The sequence below is a fragment of the Arthrobacter sp. UYCu723 genome, from assembly GCF_054059215.1.
In genome coordinates this window covers 179,775-194,250 of the sequence record NZ_JBSSBW010000001.1, presented here as the reverse complement: position 1 = coordinate 194,250, position 14,476 = coordinate 179,775, and the positions used below count along the sequence as shown (strand labels likewise).

Below are 14,476 nucleotides of genomic sequence, written 5' to 3'. Positions count from 1 at the left end.
ATCCTTCGATCTACAAGGAGTCCATGTGACCTCGGTCAGCCTGGGAATGCCGTCAGCACCGCCCCCCGTTCTTGCTCCCCGTCGGAAGACCCGCCAGATCAAGGTGGGCTCGGTCGGCGTCGGCTCCGATTCGCCGATCAGCGTGCAGTCGATGACGACGACCCCCACCACGGACATCAACGCCACCTTGCAGCAGATCGCCGAGCTCACGGCCTCCGGCTGTGACATCGTGCGCGTGGCCTGCCCGTCCGCCGACGACGCCGCGGCCCTGCCGATCATCGCCCGGAAATCCCAGATCCCCGTGATCGCGGACATCCACTTCCAGCCGAAATACGTCTTCGCAGCCATTGAAGCCGGCTGCGCCGCCGTGCGCGTCAACCCCGGCAACATCCGCAAGTTCGACGACCAGGTCAAGGAAATCGCCCGGGCCGCCAAGGACCACGGCACCTCGATCCGGATCGGCATCAACGCAGGCTCCCTCGAGCCGGGCATCCTGAAGAAGTACGGCAAGGCCACTCCGGAAGCCCTCGTGGAATCCGCCGTCTGGGAAGCCTCGCTGTTCGAAGAGCACGGGTTCTACGACTTCAAGATCTCGGTCAAACACAATGACCCGGTCATCATGGTGGCCGCCTACGAAATGCTCGCCGAACAGGGTGACTGGCCGCTGCACCTCGGCGTCACCGAGGCCGGTCCGGCGTTTCAGGGCACCATCAAGTCCGCCACCGCCTTTGGTGCCCTGCTGTCCCGCGGCATCGGCGACACCATCCGCGTTTCACTTTCCGCGCCGCCGGTCGAGGAAATCAAGGTGGGCAACCAGATCCTGCAGTCGCTCAACCTGCGGCCGCGCAAGCTTGAGATCGTCTCCTGCCCGTCCTGCGGCCGCGCCCAGGTGGACGTGTACACGCTCGCCGAGCAGGTCACGGCAGGGCTGGAAGGCATGGAGATTCCGCTGCGCGTTGCCGTCATGGGCTGCGTCGTGAACGGCCCCGGTGAGGCACGCGAGGCCGATCTCGGTGTAGCCTCGGGCAACGGCAAGGGCCAGATCTTCGTGCGGGGAGAGGTCATCAAGACTGTCCCTGAGGACCAGATTGTTGAGACACTGATCGAAGAGGCCATGCGTATCGCTGAAGAGATGGGGGAGGCCGATGGCGAAGATGCTGTCAAGGGTAGCCCCGTGGTTAGCGTCTCGTAGGGACGGCACCGGCTCCGGCGTCGCAGTCCGTGCCCTGAACGGCCCGGACACAGCACAACTGCTGGACCTGGCCGGGCAGGACGCCGTCGCCAATGTCTTCATCCTCTCCCACCTGGAAAGCTCCGGCACGGCGGCTCCCACCGCCGGGGGAGCCAGCATCCTCGGCGTGTTCGACGGCGCTGCCCTGGTGGGTGCCTGCTGGGCCGGCGCCAACCTGGTACCGGTGCAGCTTGACCCGGAATTTGCCGGGCTCGTGGCCATGGCCGCGCACAGCTCCGGGCGCCGCTACGCCTCCATCTTCGGTCCGGCCGAGACTGTGATGGCCCTCTATTCCGGGCTGGAACGGCTAGGCCAACCCGCGCACGAAGTCCGGGACGACCAGCCGCTGATGACCATTTCCGGGACTCCTGCCGTCCCGCCTAATCCGGCGCTGGGCTTCGGCCAGCTCGCGGACTTCGACAGAATACTGCCTGCCTGCGCGGCAATGTTCGAGGAGGAAGTGGGCTATTCGCCCTATCTCGGCGGCCGGGAGTATTACAGCCGGCGGGTGAGGGGCCTGATCCGCCAGGGACATTCGCTGGTCCATCTGGACCCGGACGGCGAGGTTGTCTTCAAGGCCGAGCTTGGCGCGGTGACGCCCGGCGTAAGCCAGGTCCAGGGGGTCTGGATGAACCCGGCCTTCCGCGGACTGGGTCAGAGCGCCGGCTACATGGCCGCCGTCGTGGTCCTGGCCCAGACTCTCGCGCCGGTGACCAGCCTGTATGTCAACGGTTTCAACACCCGGGCCCGTGCCACCTACGAGCGCGTGGGCTTCCGGCAGGTGGGCACTTTCGCAACCGTTCTCTTCTAGGCGTCTCTCGTCCGGGTGCCGTTTCCGGAGGCGATCCCTCCCGCCCCAGCCCCCGGTTCCGGCGCTTCCTCCGCCGGATCAGCCGGCAATTCTCCCGTGAGGTATCGCTCGATGGTGGGCGCCAGGAGCCTGACTACCTCGTCCTGGCTCGCGGAGGCCAGCGGCTCGAGCCGGATGACGTAGCGCACCAGCATCGCCCCCACCAGTTGGGTGGCGACGAGGTTCCCGCGCAGGGCGACTTCCTCCGCGGGCCCGGGAACGCCGGCCATGATCCGGGACAGGATGGCCCGGCTGGCCACTTCCCGGAGCATTGCCGTCTTCGCCTTTGAACCGATCGTGCCCCGGAGGAAGGCCACGAGGCCAGGCTGCGCGGGGCTTTCCCAGAGTCCCAGCACCGCCCGGAGCAAGGGCTCGGCCCGCTGTGAAGGATCGCGGCGGTCCAGCCCGGCCAGCACCAGTCCCGGGTCGGCGGGCAGTTCAACGCTCAGGGCAAAGAGTTCATCCTTGCCGGTGAAGTAGTGGTGGATCATCGCCGGGTCCACGTTGGCTTCGCGTGCGATCCGGCGCAGGCTGGTGCCTTCGAAGCCATGCTCCGCGAACAACCGCCGGGCCGACGCGAGGATCTGGCTGCGGGAGTCTGTGTCGCCTGCCCGGCGGCCCCGCCGGACCTCGGGCCGGCCGCCGCTCACCCGCTCCGCCTGCGCAGGGTCAGCGAGGCCAGAACCAGCACCGCGAGGACAACCACGGACAGGATGCCGGTGTCCTGCCACAGTGGCTCCGTGGCATCTGCGTGGCCGGCGATCTCTTTCAGGGCATCCACCGAAAACGTCAGGGGGAGCACATTGGAGACGGCTTGCAGCACCTCGTTCATCCGGTCCCGCGCGACGAACAGCCCGCACAGCAGGATCTGCGGCACCACCACCACGGGCATGAACTGGACGGCCTGGAATTCGGTGCGGGCAAACGCGGAGCACAGCAGGCCCAGCGCCACACCCAGCACCGCATTGACGACGGCGATCATCACCACAAGGCCCGGGCTGCCCTTGATCTCCAGGCCGAACACCCAGTACGCGACGCCGGTGGCTACGAGTGATTGGAGGGCTGCCATGACCGAAAACGCCAGCCCGTAGCCGAACAGCAGGTCCGCTTTGTGGATGGGGGTGGTCAGCAGCCGCTCCAGGGTTCCTGACGTCCTTTCCCGGAGCATCGTGATCGACGTGACGAGGAACATCACCACAAACGGGAAGATCGCCAGCATCATGAGGCCCACCCGGTCGAAGGTCCGGGCGGCGCCTGGCGGGACGGTTTCGTTCTCGTAGAGGAAGTACACCGCCGTCAGCAGCAGGGCGGGGACGGCGAGCATCAGCGCCACGCTGCGGTGGTCGTGCCGCAGCTGGTCCAGCACGCGGGCCGTCGTGGCCAGCATCATGCGGAGATTCATTCCGTCACCTTCGCTTCAGCTGCCCGGCGCGTTTCACGGCCCGGATCCGATCCGGCCGCTGGGCCCGGGGGCGGCCCGTCGGCGGCCTCCGCCTGCCGGATTACGTTCAGGAATGCCAGCTCCAGGTCTTCGCTGCGGCCCCGCGCGCTGAGCTCGGCGGCGGTGAGGGATGCGAGGAGCCGGCCCTGCCGCAGGAGCAGGAGGGACGCGCAGTGGCTGGCCTCTTCCATGACATGGCTGGAGATCAGCAGGGTGCTCCCTGACCTGGCCATGGCCCCGAAGCGATCCCAGAGATCTGCCCGGAGGACGGGGTCCAGGCCCACGGTGGGCTCATCGAGGATGAGCAGCTTCGGGCGGGCCACGAGGGCGCAGGCCAGCGACACGCGGCTCACTTCGCCTCCGGACAGGTCCGCCGTCCTGGTGCGCGCCTGCCCTTCCAGCCCGACGGCGGCAATCACCTCGGCGGCATCGCGCCTGTCGGTGCCGTGCATGGCGCCGAAATAGCGAACGTTGGCTTCGACGCTGAGGTCAGGGTAGACGCTGGCCGACTGGGTGACGTAGCCGACTTCCTGCCGGAGGGACGGATGGCCGGCGGGCCTGCCGAGCACGGTCACCGAGCCGGAGGTTATGCGCTGGACTCCCACAATGGTGCGCATCAGGGTGGTCTTGCCGCTGCCGGAGGGGCCCAACAATCCGGTGATCCGCCCCAGGGGGATGGCGAAGTCGACGTCCTGCAGAATGTTCTTTCCGGCCTTCACGATGCGCAGGCCGTTCACCTGCACCGCTGCTTCCCCGAGGGGGACGGCGCCCGCCGCTGAATGGGACATGGTTTCCTCTGCCGAAAAGGGCAATGCCGATAAGGGCAATGCGATTCAATTCATCAACTGATGAATTGAATCTAGACCCCTGGAAAGGTTCGGTCAACGGAAAAATAACCGGATGCGGACTCTTGTTTTCGGCCCGGAAATCACATAGGTTCTACCTAGCCGTGCCGCAAGGGCGCGTGCGGCCCGCGGAGAACCCGGGGCCGCAAATGCCTTCAAGGGCAACACAAAAGTAGCTCACTGCCGGAGATCTGGCGGCGTTGGGGGCCGCAGAGCCACGCCATGACGGGATGACCAGCCGGAGACGGCCAGGGGCTTCCAGCTGTGATGGCGTGGCTCTTCCGTGTCCGGGCTGACGGTAGATTAGTACCTAGACGCTTTTGCTCAGTTCTGCCCGGTTTTACTGGGTTTTCCCGGCACCTCCCAGAAACGGATACTCCTCCAGTGGTCCTTCGACTCTCCAAGCTGTTCCTGCGCACCCTGCGTGAAGACCCCTCCGACGCCGAAGTGGCCAGCCACCGGCTCCTCGTCCGTGCCGGCTACATCCGCCGCGCCGCGCCGGGCATCTACACCTGGCTGCCGCTCGGGCTGAGCGTGCTGCGCAAGGTCGAGCGGGTGGTCCGCGAGGAAATGACGGCCATCGGCGCCCAGGAAGTCCACTTCCCGGCACTGCTGCCCAAGGAGCCCTACGAGGCCACCAACCGGTGGACCGAGTACGGCGATGGGATCTTCCGACTCAAGGACCGCAAGGGCAACGACTACCTGCTCGCCCCGACGCACGAGGAAATGTTCACCCTGCTGGTCAAGGACCTGTATTCCTCGTACAAGGACCTGCCGCTGAGCATCTACCAGATCCAGAACAAGTACCGCGACGAGGCACGCCCCCGGGCAGGCCTGCTGCGCGGCCGCGAATTCATCATGAAGGACTCCTACTCCTTCGACGTCGACGACGCCGGCCTGGACGCCAGCTACGCCGCGCACCGCGGCGCGTACCTGAAGATCTTCGAGCGCCTCGGCCTCGAGGTTATTCCGGTTGCCGCCACGGCCGGCGCCATGGGCGGCTCCAAGAGCGAGGAATTCCTGCACCCCACCGAGATCGGCGAGGACACCTTCGTGCGTTCCGCGGGAGGCTATGCGGCCAACGTCGAGGCCGTCACCACCGTGGTCCCCGCGGACATCGACTTCAGCGACGCCCCCGCCGCGGAAGTCCGGGACACCCCGGACACCCCGACGATCGACACCCTGGTCGACGCCGCCAACCTCCTCGTTCCCCGTGCCGAGTCCGACGGCGGCGCCTGGACTGCCGCCGACACCCTCAAGAACGTCGTGCTCGCCGTGACGCTGCCGACCGGCGAACGCCAGATCGTCGTCATCGGGCTGCCGGGCGACCGCGGCGTCGATCTCAAGCGGGTGGAAGCGAACATCAGTTCCTTCCTGCCGATCGCCGGCGAGATCACGCTGGAGGCCGCCAACGACGAAGACCTCAAGAAGCAGCCGCTCATCGTCAAGGGCTACCTCGGCCCGGGCCTGTCCCTGGACGCGCCACTGCTGGGCACCGAGGGCGCCGCGAAGGTGCTCTACCTCGTGGATCCCCGCGTCGTCAGCGGCTCCGCCTGGGTCACCGGCGCCAACGAGGCCGGCCAGCACGTGTTCGGCCTGGTCGCGGGCCGCGACTTCGGCTGGGACGGCGTGATCGAATGCACCGACGTGCGTGCCGGCGACGAGGCCCCCGACGGGTCCGGACCGCTGGAAACGGCGCGCGGCATCGAAATGGGCCACATCTTCCAGCTCGGCCGCAAGTACGCCGAGGCCCTCGGTCTGTTGGTCCTGGACCAGAACGGCAAGCAGGTCGTCGTCACCATGGGCTCCTACGGCGTCGGGGTCACCCGTGCCGTCGCCGCCCTGGCCGAATCCAACCATGACGACAAGGGCCTGGTCTGGCCGCGCGCCGTCGCACCGGCCGATGTCCACGTGGTGGCTGTCGGCCGCGGCGAAGAAATCTTTGCCGCCGCGGAAAAGCTGTCCCTCGAGCTCGAAGCCGCCGGCCTGGACGTCATCTATGACGACCGCCCCAAGGTGTCCCCGGGCGTGAAGTTCGGCGACGCCGAACTCGTCGGCGTGCCCACCATCCTCGCCGTAGGGCGCGGACTCGTGGACGGGGTCGTGGAGATCAAGGACCGCCGCAGCGGCAATGCCGAGAATGTAGCCGTTGACAAGGCTGTTGACTACGTAGTCAACGCCGTGCGCAACAGCTGATGCTGCACAGTCCTGGGCCGTACTAAGTAATGGTCTCCGGACTCGAGTCGATCCAGCTCGGAACTGTCATCCTGATCGTCGTGGCCGGCCTGGCCGCGGGCTGGGTCGACGCCGTCGTTGGTGGCGGCGGGCTAATCCAGCTCCCGGCGATGCTCCTGGTGCCGGGCATCAGCCCGGTCCAGGCGCTGGCGACCAACAAGATGGGCTCCATCTTCGGCACCACCACGAGTGCGGTCACGTACTACGGCCGTGTCCGGCCCGATCTGCGCACCGCCCTGCCCATGGCGGCGATCGCGATGGCGGGCAGTTTCGGCGGGGCGGCGGTGGCCGCCAACCTGCCGGCGAGTGTGTTCAAGCCGATCATCGTGGTGGCGCTGATCGCCGTCGCGCTTTTCACCGCCTTCCAGCCCGGCCTCGGCGAGCTGACCAAGCTGCGCCACGCGGGGCACCGGCACTACGTGGTGGCCTGCGTGATCGGCGGCGTGATCGGCTTCTATGACGGCATGATCGGTCCCGGCACGGGTTCGTTCCTGATCATCGCCCTCGTCTCGGCCATGGGCTACGCCTTCCTGGAAGCCAGCGCCAAGGCCAAGATCGTGAACGTTGCCACCAACGCCGGTGCCCTGCTGTTCTTCGTGCCGCACGGTGCCGTGCTGTGGGGGCTCGGGCTGCTGCTGGGCCTGGCGAACATGGCCGGCGGCTACGTCGGCGCCCGGACTGCGGTCCGGCAGGGCAGCAAGTTCATCCGGATCGTGTTCCTGGTGGTCGTGGCCGCGCTGATCATCAAGCTCGGCTCCGACGTCTGGCAGGACAACTTCACCTAGGCCCGCGGCTCCCGCAAGGGACTCCCGGTCCGCTGGACCCGGGCGTAGCATGCAGCTATGTCAGCAGGTGAGGAACGCTACCGCGATGCCCTCGAAGCCGCGGCCGCTCACGCGCGCCGGTGGCTCGAGAGCCAGGGAACACGCCACATCGGACCGAAGTCCACGGCGGCCGAGCTCGCGGCCGACTTCGGCGGTCCGCTGCCCCGGAAAGGAATGCCAGCCGCAGAGGTCGTGGACTACCTGGCCCGAAAGGCCGAACCCGGCCTGATGGCGATGCCCTCCGGACGGTTCTTCGGCTGGGTCATCGGCGGCACCCTGCCGGCCGCACTGGCCGCGGACTGGCTGGTCAGCGCCTGGGACCAGAACACCGGGTTGCGTTTCGCCACTCCCGCGACGGCCGCCATCGAAGAAGCCGCCGGCAAGTGGCTGCTCGAGCTGCTGGGGCTTCCGGAAGAGTCCGACGTCGGCTTCGCCACCGGTGCCACGATGGCGAACTTCACCGGCCTGGCCGCGGCACGGTGGCGCCTGATGGCCGACGCCGGCTGGAACCTCGACGGCGACGGCCTCAGCGGGGCGCCCCGGATCCGCTGTTTCGTGGGCCAGGAACGGCACGACACTATCGACCTCGGCCTGCGGTACCTGGGGCTGGGGCGGCCCACGGTGGTCCCCGCGGACCGGCAGGGCCGCATCAACCCTGCGGAACTCGACTGCGCCTTGGACGGCGCCCTTGCCAATGCGTCAGTCGGTGCCAACGGATCAGGCCCGGCCCCGCTGCTGGTCTGCCTGCAGGCCGGGAACCTCCATTCCGGAGCCTTCGATCCCTTTGTGGAGGCGATCGCCGTCGCGAAAGCCCACGGGGCCTGGGTGCACGTGGACGGTGCGTTCGGACTCTGGGCCGCCGCCGTGCCGGAACTGTCTGCCCTGACGGCCGGGCTGCAGGGGGCCGATTCCTGGGGCACCGACGCGCACAAGACCCTCAATGTCCCCTACGACTGCGGGATCGCGGTCGTGCGCGACGCCCGGCCACTGCGATCGGCGATGGGGCTGCACACCAGCTACCTGATCCAGGACGCGGACGGCGCGGCGGACCCGTTCGAGACGGTTCCGGAGCTGTCCCGCCGTGCCCGCGGCGTGCCGGTGTGGGCGGCGCTGAAATCGCTGGGCCGGAACGGCGTCGCCGGCCAGGTCCGCGGGCTCGTGCGTCGCGCCTCGCAGCTGGCGGAGGAATTGTCCGCGCTCGACGGCGTCGAGGTGCTTAACGACGTGGACTACACGCAGGTCTCGCTGGCCTTCGGCGACGACGCCGTGACCCAGGCGGTGACCGAAAGGATCATCAGTGACGGCCGGGTCTGGATGTCCGGCTCGCGCTGGCAGGACCGGGACATCCTGCGGATTTCCGTCAGCAACTGGAGCACGGACGACGCCGACGTGGCGGTCGCCGTCGACGCTGTCCGGGACGCCCTGGCCGCGGTCCGTGGGCGCCACGCTTAGCCTGCCGCTTCCCCCGGAGCCGGCAGTTCGTGCGGTGAGGGCAGCTCCGGCAAGGTGCGTCCGGCGAGGGTGCTGGCAACCCAGAGCGAGCGGGCCAGGTCTCCGTGGTGGCCGGGTTTCGAGGCGTACCAGAGGGCGTTGTCCACTTCCCGGGCCAGGCTCCACTGGCGGGCGGTTTCGGCGTCGAGGCCGGCGGCGGCGCTGAAGTCCCGGCAGCGCTCCAGCAGTCCCCGCTCCGGATCCGCCCGTGACAGCTCGGGAATCCGGTTCCACAACAGCGGAGCCACCGCGAATTCCGCCTCGCCGATCATGGGCTGCGGATCGATCGCGGCGTAGCTTTCCGCGTCGGCAACTTCCGAACCGTCCGCATCCTCCGGCCCGCCGGGCCGTACCGGACGGGCCAGGATGTTCAGGTAGTGCAAATCGGTATGGACCAGCACATCGGTCCCCGAGCGGCGGCCGACGGCTCCGCGGGTCTGGCACACCTCGAGTGCCGCCTCCAGCAGCCAGCGTGGGAACGGGCGGCCCAGTTGCTCCCAGCTCTCGGGCAGCTCATCGCTCCATTGCTCGGCCCGGGCCGCAATATGGTCGAATTCCTGCCACTCCGGCCGGCCGGCTGGCGTCAGGTCGGGCACCAGGCTGAGCCGGCGCACCACGGCTCCCCAGACGGCCACAGCCGAGTCCAACGGAAGGTCCTGCAGGGAGCGGGCAGCGTCCAGGCGCTCAAGCAGCAGCGCGCCGGCGTCGGAGTCGGCCGCCAGCAGCCGGACGGCGCCGTCCCCGCCCCACAAGGTGAGCGCGTGCCGTTCCACGAGCGCCTCGTCGTGCGGATAGGCGATTTTCAGGACGGCAGCTTCCCGCATCCCGCTGTCGGCGCCCATACGCCGGACCGGCACCACGATGGCCCCATGTCCGGTCCACGGCAGCCAACCCGGCGCAAGGTCCAGCACCAGGTGCCACTGGTCCAGGCAGCGGTTGACCAGCCGGGGGAGCGACGCCAGCCAGTCGCGGCCGTGGACCGTGCCGCTGTACCGGCGGCTGAGATCGGGCGGGATAGGGACATCTGCGGGCTGGCTCATCGGGTCCAGCGTAGTGGCTGAGGAGCGGAAGCACCGCCGGCAGGGGACGGGGAACCTAGACGACGCCGCTGGCGCCGAGCAGGTTGCCGATGATGAAGGTGGCCGCCAGGGCCAGCGCGCCGCCCATCACCACGCGGACCGCCGCCCTCAGTTTCGAGCCGCCGCCGATCCAGGCGCCCAGCGCTCCCGTGATCGCCAAGGCCACGAGGACGGCACCGAAGGTCAACTGGACACGGATGTTCTCCGGCGGCAGCAGTATGGCCAGCATCGGCAGGATGGCACCGATCAGGAACGCGACGAACGAGGCGAAGGCGGCGTGCCAGGGGCTGACGATATCGGTCTCGTCGATGTTAAGCTCCGCCGAAAGGTGAGCGGCCAGGGCGTCGTGCTTGGTGAGTTCGAGGGCCACCGTGCGGGCAGTCTCTGCGCTGAGTCCTTTGGCCTGGTAGATGGCAGCAAGTTCTTCCAGTTCCTCTTCGGGCTCGTCCAGCAGCTCCCGGCGTTCCTTCGCGATCAAGGCCCGCTGGCTGTCCTTCTGGCTGCTGACGGAGACGTATTCGCCCAGGGCCATGGAGATGGCGCCGCCTACCACGCCGGCGGTGCCGGCGACCAGGATGGGTCCGGAGTCCGTGGTGACGCCGGCGACGCCGACTACGATAGCGGCGACCGAGACGATTCCGTCATTGGCGCCCAGCACACCGGCACGAAGCCAATTGAGGCGGTGGGCGAGGTCGTTGTGATGGGGCTCGTTCTCATGCAGTGTGGGTGCGCGGCTGTCCATGATTACAGCAAAGCACCAGTGCCACGGGCTGGCCAGTATTACGACCCTAAGCAAGTCAAGCCAAGGCTCGGTCCGACGCCAGCTTCGCTTGCACTTTCGCCCTCCGGCGGGCCGGGCGGGGGCACTTTGACACGGACTCGCCGCGTTCTAGCCAGTCATCGCCCGTTGGGGGGGCTCAAAGTAGCCCCGGACGGTGCGGTCACCCTGCCTGCGAGCGACCGGGGCTGGACGACGGAGGAAGTGTCGGCAACGGCGGGAAGGCGTCCGGGTCTGCCGCCAGGCCGGGCACGGGCCCGGGCTCTGCGCCCCACAGCACGGCCCGGCGGGCGGAACCCACGAGAGCGGAGAGGGCCCATTGCCTGGTTTCTCCCTCGCTCAGGGCCACCAGATCGGCGTAGACCGGCAGTGCGGCGGTTTCAAGTCCGGCGAGTCCGGCGGCGGGCGAGGCCAGGAAGGACGGCGCCAAGGCATAGCCGGCCTCCTGCGATGGAGGGGAGACACAGTGGCCGCGGCTTAGGGATTCCGCGCCGCTGACAAGCGCTTCGTGGCGGGCCAGCTGTTCAGCCGCCGATTTCGCCGCGTCGCCGCCCAGCCTGGTCAGGGCAAGCTGATAGCCGTAGATGCTTTGGAGTTCTGTCCGCACTGCCGCTTCAAGCGCCGCCTCAATCGTCGGGCCACCGTCCCCGGCGCTCGTGCCGGCCGGGGAGGCCGATGCCGATGGGCCGGGGCAGGCTCCGGACAATTGTGGCGGCGCCGGGTCCGCCTGCAGGTGTGCCGGGGCGCCGGAGGCCGCCGCGAGCGAGGACGCCTGAAGAAGCTGCGCGGTCCCGACGGCGGCCAGTAGCCGGGCCATACCGCCGTCGGCCACGGCAGCGTCAGCGATCCGCTCGGAGCCGCTGCCGGCGAGGGCGGCGGCGAGCCCGGCGGCTGTGTCCGGCAGGGGAGGCGCCGGGGAGGACTGGTCACCGGTTGCGGACGGGTTTGACTGCAAGGACGGGGTTGACTGCACGGACGGGGTAATCAGCGCAGCCTGGGGGGCCAGAAGCGCCCGGGCCTGGGTTGTCAGCAACGTCACAGTCTGCGAAAGGGAGGACTGGCCGGCGCCCGATGCGGAGTTGCCGAGCTGCTCTCCGGCTGCCCGGAGCCGCAGGGTTTCGGACAGTGCCGCAGCCCGCGCCCGCTCAGAAAACGGCGGTTCCCCGGGCGCTTTGGGGCTCCGGGGAATCAAAGCCACGCCGAGGCTGGCCACCACCACGGCGATACACGCCAAGAGGGCGAAGCGGGGCAGGAACCGCGGAGTGAGCCCGCGCCAACGCTTTTCCCTGGTGTCGTCTTTCACAACAGACCATGTTGTCATGCCGGCTGGGAACTCCGTGCACCATGGTGCCTGGAAAATCGCTAGGCTAGTACACACAACATCATCTAGCGGGAGGCGGCCGGCATCATGACCAACGCAGAAGCCACGACTTCAACAGACCGGACCGGGACGGGGAAGGCTGAAGCCGCACCCGCTCAGAATTTGGAGGCCGAGCGCCTTCGCGCCCTCCTGGAACCCGCAGTCCTGGCAAACCGCCTGTACCTTGAGGACGTTTCCATCCACGTCGCCGGCGCCAACCGGGTGGTCCACGTAGTGGTGGACCTGCCCCAGGAAGAGACAGGCGGCGTCACCCTCGATGTCATCGCCGAGATTTCCAAGACCCTCTCGGACATCCTGGACAACGATCCCAGCACGGACGCCCGCCCGTACGAGCTCGAGGTCTCATCGCCCGGCGTCGGGCGTCCCCTCGCCGAGGAGCGGCACTGGCACCGCGCCCGCGGGCGGATGGTCACGGTCAAAGTCCTGCAGGGCGAAAACGTCACCGGCAGGATCCAGTCCGTCGATGACGGCGGCGTCAGCCTGGTCCCGGAAATCGCCGTCAAGAAGGGCATGAAGCCGAAGCAGGGCGAGCCGGTCAAGATTCCTTTCGACAGGATCCGTAGCGGAAAAGTCGAGATAGAGTTCAGCCACCTCGAAGAGGCCGGGCTGGAAGACGCAAACAATGGACCTTCTGAGGAGGCCTGATGGATATTGACATGAGCGCACTGAGACTCCTGGAGCGTGAGCGTGAAATCCCGCTGGATCTCCTGATCCCGACCATCGAGCAGGCCCTGCTGGTGGCCTATCACAAGACTCCGGGGGCCTTCGAGAAGGCACGCGCCGAGCTGGACCGCAAGAGCGGCCACGTGACCATCTGGGCCACCGAGATCGACGACGACGGCGCCCCGATCGGCGAGTTCGAGGACACCCCCGCGGGCTTTGGCCGCATTGCTGCAAGCACCGCACGGCAGATCATCCTGCAGCGTCTGCGCGATGCTGAGGATGACAACGTCCTCGGCCAGTTCAAGGGCCGCGAAGGCGAACTCGTGGCCGGAACCATCCAGCAGGGCAACAACCCGCACATGATCCAGGTCAACCTCGGCACCGTGGAGGCGCTGCTCCCGCCGCCCGAGCAGGTTCCGGGGGAGAAATACATCCACGGCAACCGGCTCCGCGCCTTCGTGATCGATGTGCACCGGGGCACCAAGGGCCCCTCCATCACGCTGTCCCGCTCGCACCCCGGGCTCGTCCGGAAGCTCTTCGAACTGGAAGTTCCGGAGATCGCGGACCGTTCCGTGGAGATCGTCGCCCTGGCCCGCGAAGCCGGTCACCGCACCAAGATTGCCGTCAAGGCGAAAACCCCGGGGATCAATGCCAAGGGCGCCTGCATCGGTGAAATGGGTTCCCGCGTCCGGGCTGTCATGACCGAGCTGAACGACGAGAAGATCGACATCGTCGACTACAGCGATGACCCGGCAAGCTTCATCGCCAGCGCGCTGTCGCCGTCAAGGGTGAATTCCGTCACGATCATGGACGAAGCGACCCGGTCCGCCCGCGTCGTCGTCCCTGACTACCAGCTCTCCCTCGCCATCGGCAAGGAAGGCCAGAACGCGCGGCTCGCCGCCAAGCTCACCGGCTGGCGGATCGACATCGTCTCCGACGCCGTCGTCAACCGCGACAAATAGGCCGCACTTCCGGTCCGCCCGTCAGCGTCGGCGTCCGCTCAAGTTCGGGGTCCGGGCGCTGGAGGGGCTAGAATGGTCATGACCGCGCCTATGGGCCGGTGTCCGCGTGCCCTCAGCGCATCCGGGTTTTCGCTTGGCAAAGTCGTAGTTCCCAGACACTTCGCCGGGCGGGCTCCGGAATCCACGGGCAGGCAGACAGGTACTGGCAGGAAGATACTCGGACGTGGCACAAGTGCAACACCTCGAGAATCAGCCGCAGCGCACCTGCATCGGATGCCGACAAAAAGGCTCGCGGTCTGAGTTACTCCGGATCGTCTCCGGCGGCAGCGGTTCATCCGCCGTCGTAGTGGATGAACGACGCCGGATGGCTGGCCGGGGTGCATGGCTGCACCCCAGCGAAAAGTGCCTGGCACTGGCGGTCAAACGTCGAGCGTTCGGACGCGCCCTCAACGGCGTAACCGGTACAGACGACGTCGAGCGCCGGATCATGGCAGGCACGAAAGCCGCGGGCACTCCGGTGGCCGCAGCAACAACCGTCCAACCTGAAAGCGGGTCAGAAAACTGATGGAAACCCGATGAGTTCCCAGCGATGAGTGCGCAACGATGACAACTTTGTTGCGCTCTGCAATGGGCCTTTCAGCTGCACTCGCGGCGGAGGCCCGCATTAAGAAGTAGACGGTTCGTGCCTGGCTCGGT

The 14,476-nt window shown here is 67.8% G+C and carries 14 protein-coding genes; 8 read left to right on the top strand and 6 right to left on the bottom strand.

Annotated elements, in window-relative coordinates; all coding sequences use genetic code 11:
- The first annotated feature begins 25 nt into the window (after positions 1 to 25).
- Positions 26 to 1,192 carry a flavodoxin-dependent (E)-4-hydroxy-3-methylbut-2-enyl-diphosphate synthase gene (gene ispG / locus ACVWZ8_RS00905; RefSeq protein WP_456503492.1) on the top strand — a complete coding sequence of 389 codons (1,167 nt, stop codon included), beginning with the start codon at positions 26 to 28 and terminating at the stop codon, positions 1,190 to 1,192.
- Complete coding sequence (locus ACVWZ8_RS00900) at positions 1,155 to 2,042, top strand: GNAT family N-acetyltransferase (RefSeq protein ID WP_426979851.1); 888 nt, start codon at positions 1,155 to 1,157, stop codon at positions 2,040 to 2,042. Before ispG ends, ACVWZ8_RS00900 begins: the two co-directional genes overlap by 38 nt.
- Here ACVWZ8_RS00900 and ACVWZ8_RS00895 read toward each other — a convergent pair.
- From ACVWZ8_RS00895 to ACVWZ8_RS00885, 3 genes are read right to left on the bottom strand one after another with little or no spacing between them, the layout of a single operon-like run.
- On the bottom strand, positions 2,039 to 2,731 hold the full coding sequence (locus ACVWZ8_RS00895) for a TetR/AcrR family transcriptional regulator (RefSeq protein ID WP_456503491.1): 693 nt from the start codon (positions 2,729 to 2,731) through the stop codon (positions 2,039 to 2,041). The genes ACVWZ8_RS00900 and ACVWZ8_RS00895 overlap by 4 nt on opposite strands.
- Positions 2,728 to 3,471 (bottom strand): ABC transporter permease, encoded by a 744-nt coding sequence (locus ACVWZ8_RS00890; protein WP_426979852.1) that lies wholly within the window; start codon positions 3,469 to 3,471, stop codon positions 2,728 to 2,730. Before ACVWZ8_RS00890 ends, ACVWZ8_RS00895 begins: the two co-directional genes overlap by 4 nt.
- An 8-nt stretch (positions 3,472 to 3,479) precedes the next feature.
- On the bottom strand, positions 3,480 to 4,310 hold the full coding sequence (locus ACVWZ8_RS00885) for an ABC transporter ATP-binding protein (RefSeq protein ID WP_456503490.1): 831 nt from the start codon (positions 4,308 to 4,310) through the stop codon (positions 3,480 to 3,482).
- 441 nt (positions 4,311 to 4,751) lie between these two features.
- On the opposite strand from ACVWZ8_RS00885, the gene ACVWZ8_RS00880 reads away from it, so the two are divergent.
- The 3 genes from ACVWZ8_RS00880 to ACVWZ8_RS00870 are packed head-to-tail and all read left to right on the top strand — an operon-like array spanning position 4,752 to position 8,878.
- Positions 4,752 to 6,563 (top strand): proline--tRNA ligase, encoded by a 1,812-nt coding sequence (locus ACVWZ8_RS00880; RefSeq protein ID WP_456503489.1) that lies wholly within the window; start codon positions 4,752 to 4,754, stop codon positions 6,561 to 6,563.
- 29 nt (positions 6,564 to 6,592) lie between these two features.
- Entirely contained in the window at positions 6,593 to 7,387 is a 795-nt protein-coding gene (locus ACVWZ8_RS00875; protein ID WP_456503488.1) for a sulfite exporter TauE/SafE family protein, read from the top strand.
- A gap of 57 nt (positions 7,388 to 7,444) precedes the next feature.
- On the top strand, positions 7,445 to 8,878 hold the full coding sequence (locus tag ACVWZ8_RS00870; RefSeq protein WP_456503487.1) for a pyridoxal phosphate-dependent decarboxylase family protein: 1,434 nt from the start codon (positions 7,445 to 7,447) through the stop codon (positions 8,876 to 8,878).
- Here ACVWZ8_RS00870 and ACVWZ8_RS00865 read toward each other — a convergent pair.
- The 3 genes from ACVWZ8_RS00865 to ACVWZ8_RS00855 form a co-directional block, all read right to left on the bottom strand.
- Positions 8,875 to 9,957, bottom strand: a complete 1,083-nt coding sequence (locus tag ACVWZ8_RS00865) for an aminoglycoside phosphotransferase family protein (RefSeq protein WP_426976735.1) — start codon at positions 9,955 to 9,957, stop codon at positions 8,875 to 8,877. The two genes, ACVWZ8_RS00870 and ACVWZ8_RS00865, sit on opposite strands and share 4 nt — an antisense overlap.
- 55 nt (positions 9,958 to 10,012) lie before the next feature.
- Positions 10,013 to 10,738, bottom strand: a complete 726-nt coding sequence (locus ACVWZ8_RS00860; protein ID WP_426976737.1) for a VIT1/CCC1 transporter family protein — start codon at positions 10,736 to 10,738, stop codon at positions 10,013 to 10,015.
- Positions 10,739 to 10,937: 199 nt separating this feature from the next.
- Positions 10,938 to 12,095 (bottom strand): ferritin-like domain-containing protein, encoded by a 1,158-nt coding sequence (locus ACVWZ8_RS00855; RefSeq protein WP_456503486.1) that lies wholly within the window; start codon positions 12,093 to 12,095, stop codon positions 10,938 to 10,940.
- A gap of 87 nt (positions 12,096 to 12,182) precedes the next feature.
- On the opposite strand from ACVWZ8_RS00855, the gene ACVWZ8_RS00850 reads away from it, so the two are divergent.
- From ACVWZ8_RS00850 to ACVWZ8_RS00840, 3 genes are all read left to right on the top strand, one after another.
- Entirely contained in the window at positions 12,183 to 12,800 is a 618-nt protein-coding gene (locus ACVWZ8_RS00850; RefSeq protein ID WP_456503485.1) for a ribosome maturation factor RimP, read from the top strand.
- Entirely contained in the window at positions 12,800 to 13,780 is a 981-nt protein-coding gene (nusA, locus tag ACVWZ8_RS00845; RefSeq protein ID WP_426976742.1) for a transcription termination factor NusA, read from the top strand. Before ACVWZ8_RS00850 ends, nusA begins: the two co-directional genes overlap by 1 nt.
- A gap of 223 nt (positions 13,781 to 14,003) precedes the next feature.
- Positions 14,004 to 14,345 carry a YlxR family protein gene (locus tag ACVWZ8_RS00840; protein ID WP_456503484.1) on the top strand — a complete coding sequence of 114 codons (342 nt, stop codon included), beginning with the start codon at positions 14,004 to 14,006 and terminating at the stop codon, positions 14,343 to 14,345.
- The last annotated feature ends 131 nt before the right edge of the window (positions 14,346 to 14,476 follow it).

Bases quoted from the DNA above. Each gene is read 5' to 3' on its own strand.
- ACVWZ8_RS00900 (WP_426979851.1), top strand. From the start codon at position 1,155: ATGCTGTCAAGGGTAGCCCCGTGGTTAGCGTCTCGTAGGGACGGCACC.
- ACVWZ8_RS00890 (WP_426979852.1), bottom strand. From the start codon at position 3,471: ATGATGCTGGCCACGACGGCCCGCGTGCTGGACCAGCTGCGGCACGAC.
- ACVWZ8_RS00885 (WP_456503490.1), bottom strand. From the start codon at position 4,310: ATGTCCCATTCAGCGGCGGGCGCCGTCCCCCTCGGGGAAGCAGCGGTG.
- ACVWZ8_RS00875 (WP_456503488.1), top strand. From the start codon at position 6,593: ATGGTCTCCGGACTCGAGTCGATCCAGCTCGGAACTGTCATCCTGATC.
- ACVWZ8_RS00870 (WP_456503487.1), top strand. From the start codon at position 7,445: ATGTCAGCAGGTGAGGAACGCTACCGCGATGCCCTCGAAGCCGCGGCC.
- ACVWZ8_RS00865 (WP_426976735.1), bottom strand. From the start codon at position 9,957: ATGAGCCAGCCCGCAGATGTCCCTATCCCGCCCGATCTCAGCCGCCGG.
- ACVWZ8_RS00860 (WP_426976737.1), bottom strand. From the start codon at position 10,738: ATGGACAGCCGCGCACCCACACTGCATGAGAACGAGCCCCATCACAAC.
- ACVWZ8_RS00855 (WP_456503486.1), bottom strand. From the start codon at position 12,095: ATGACAACATGGTCTGTTGTGAAAGACGACACCAGGGAAAAGCGTTGG.
- ACVWZ8_RS00850 (WP_456503485.1), top strand. From the start codon at position 12,183: ATGACCAACGCAGAAGCCACGACTTCAACAGACCGGACCGGGACGGGG.
- nusA (WP_426976742.1), top strand. From the start codon at position 12,800: ATGGATATTGACATGAGCGCACTGAGACTCCTGGAGCGTGAGCGTGAA.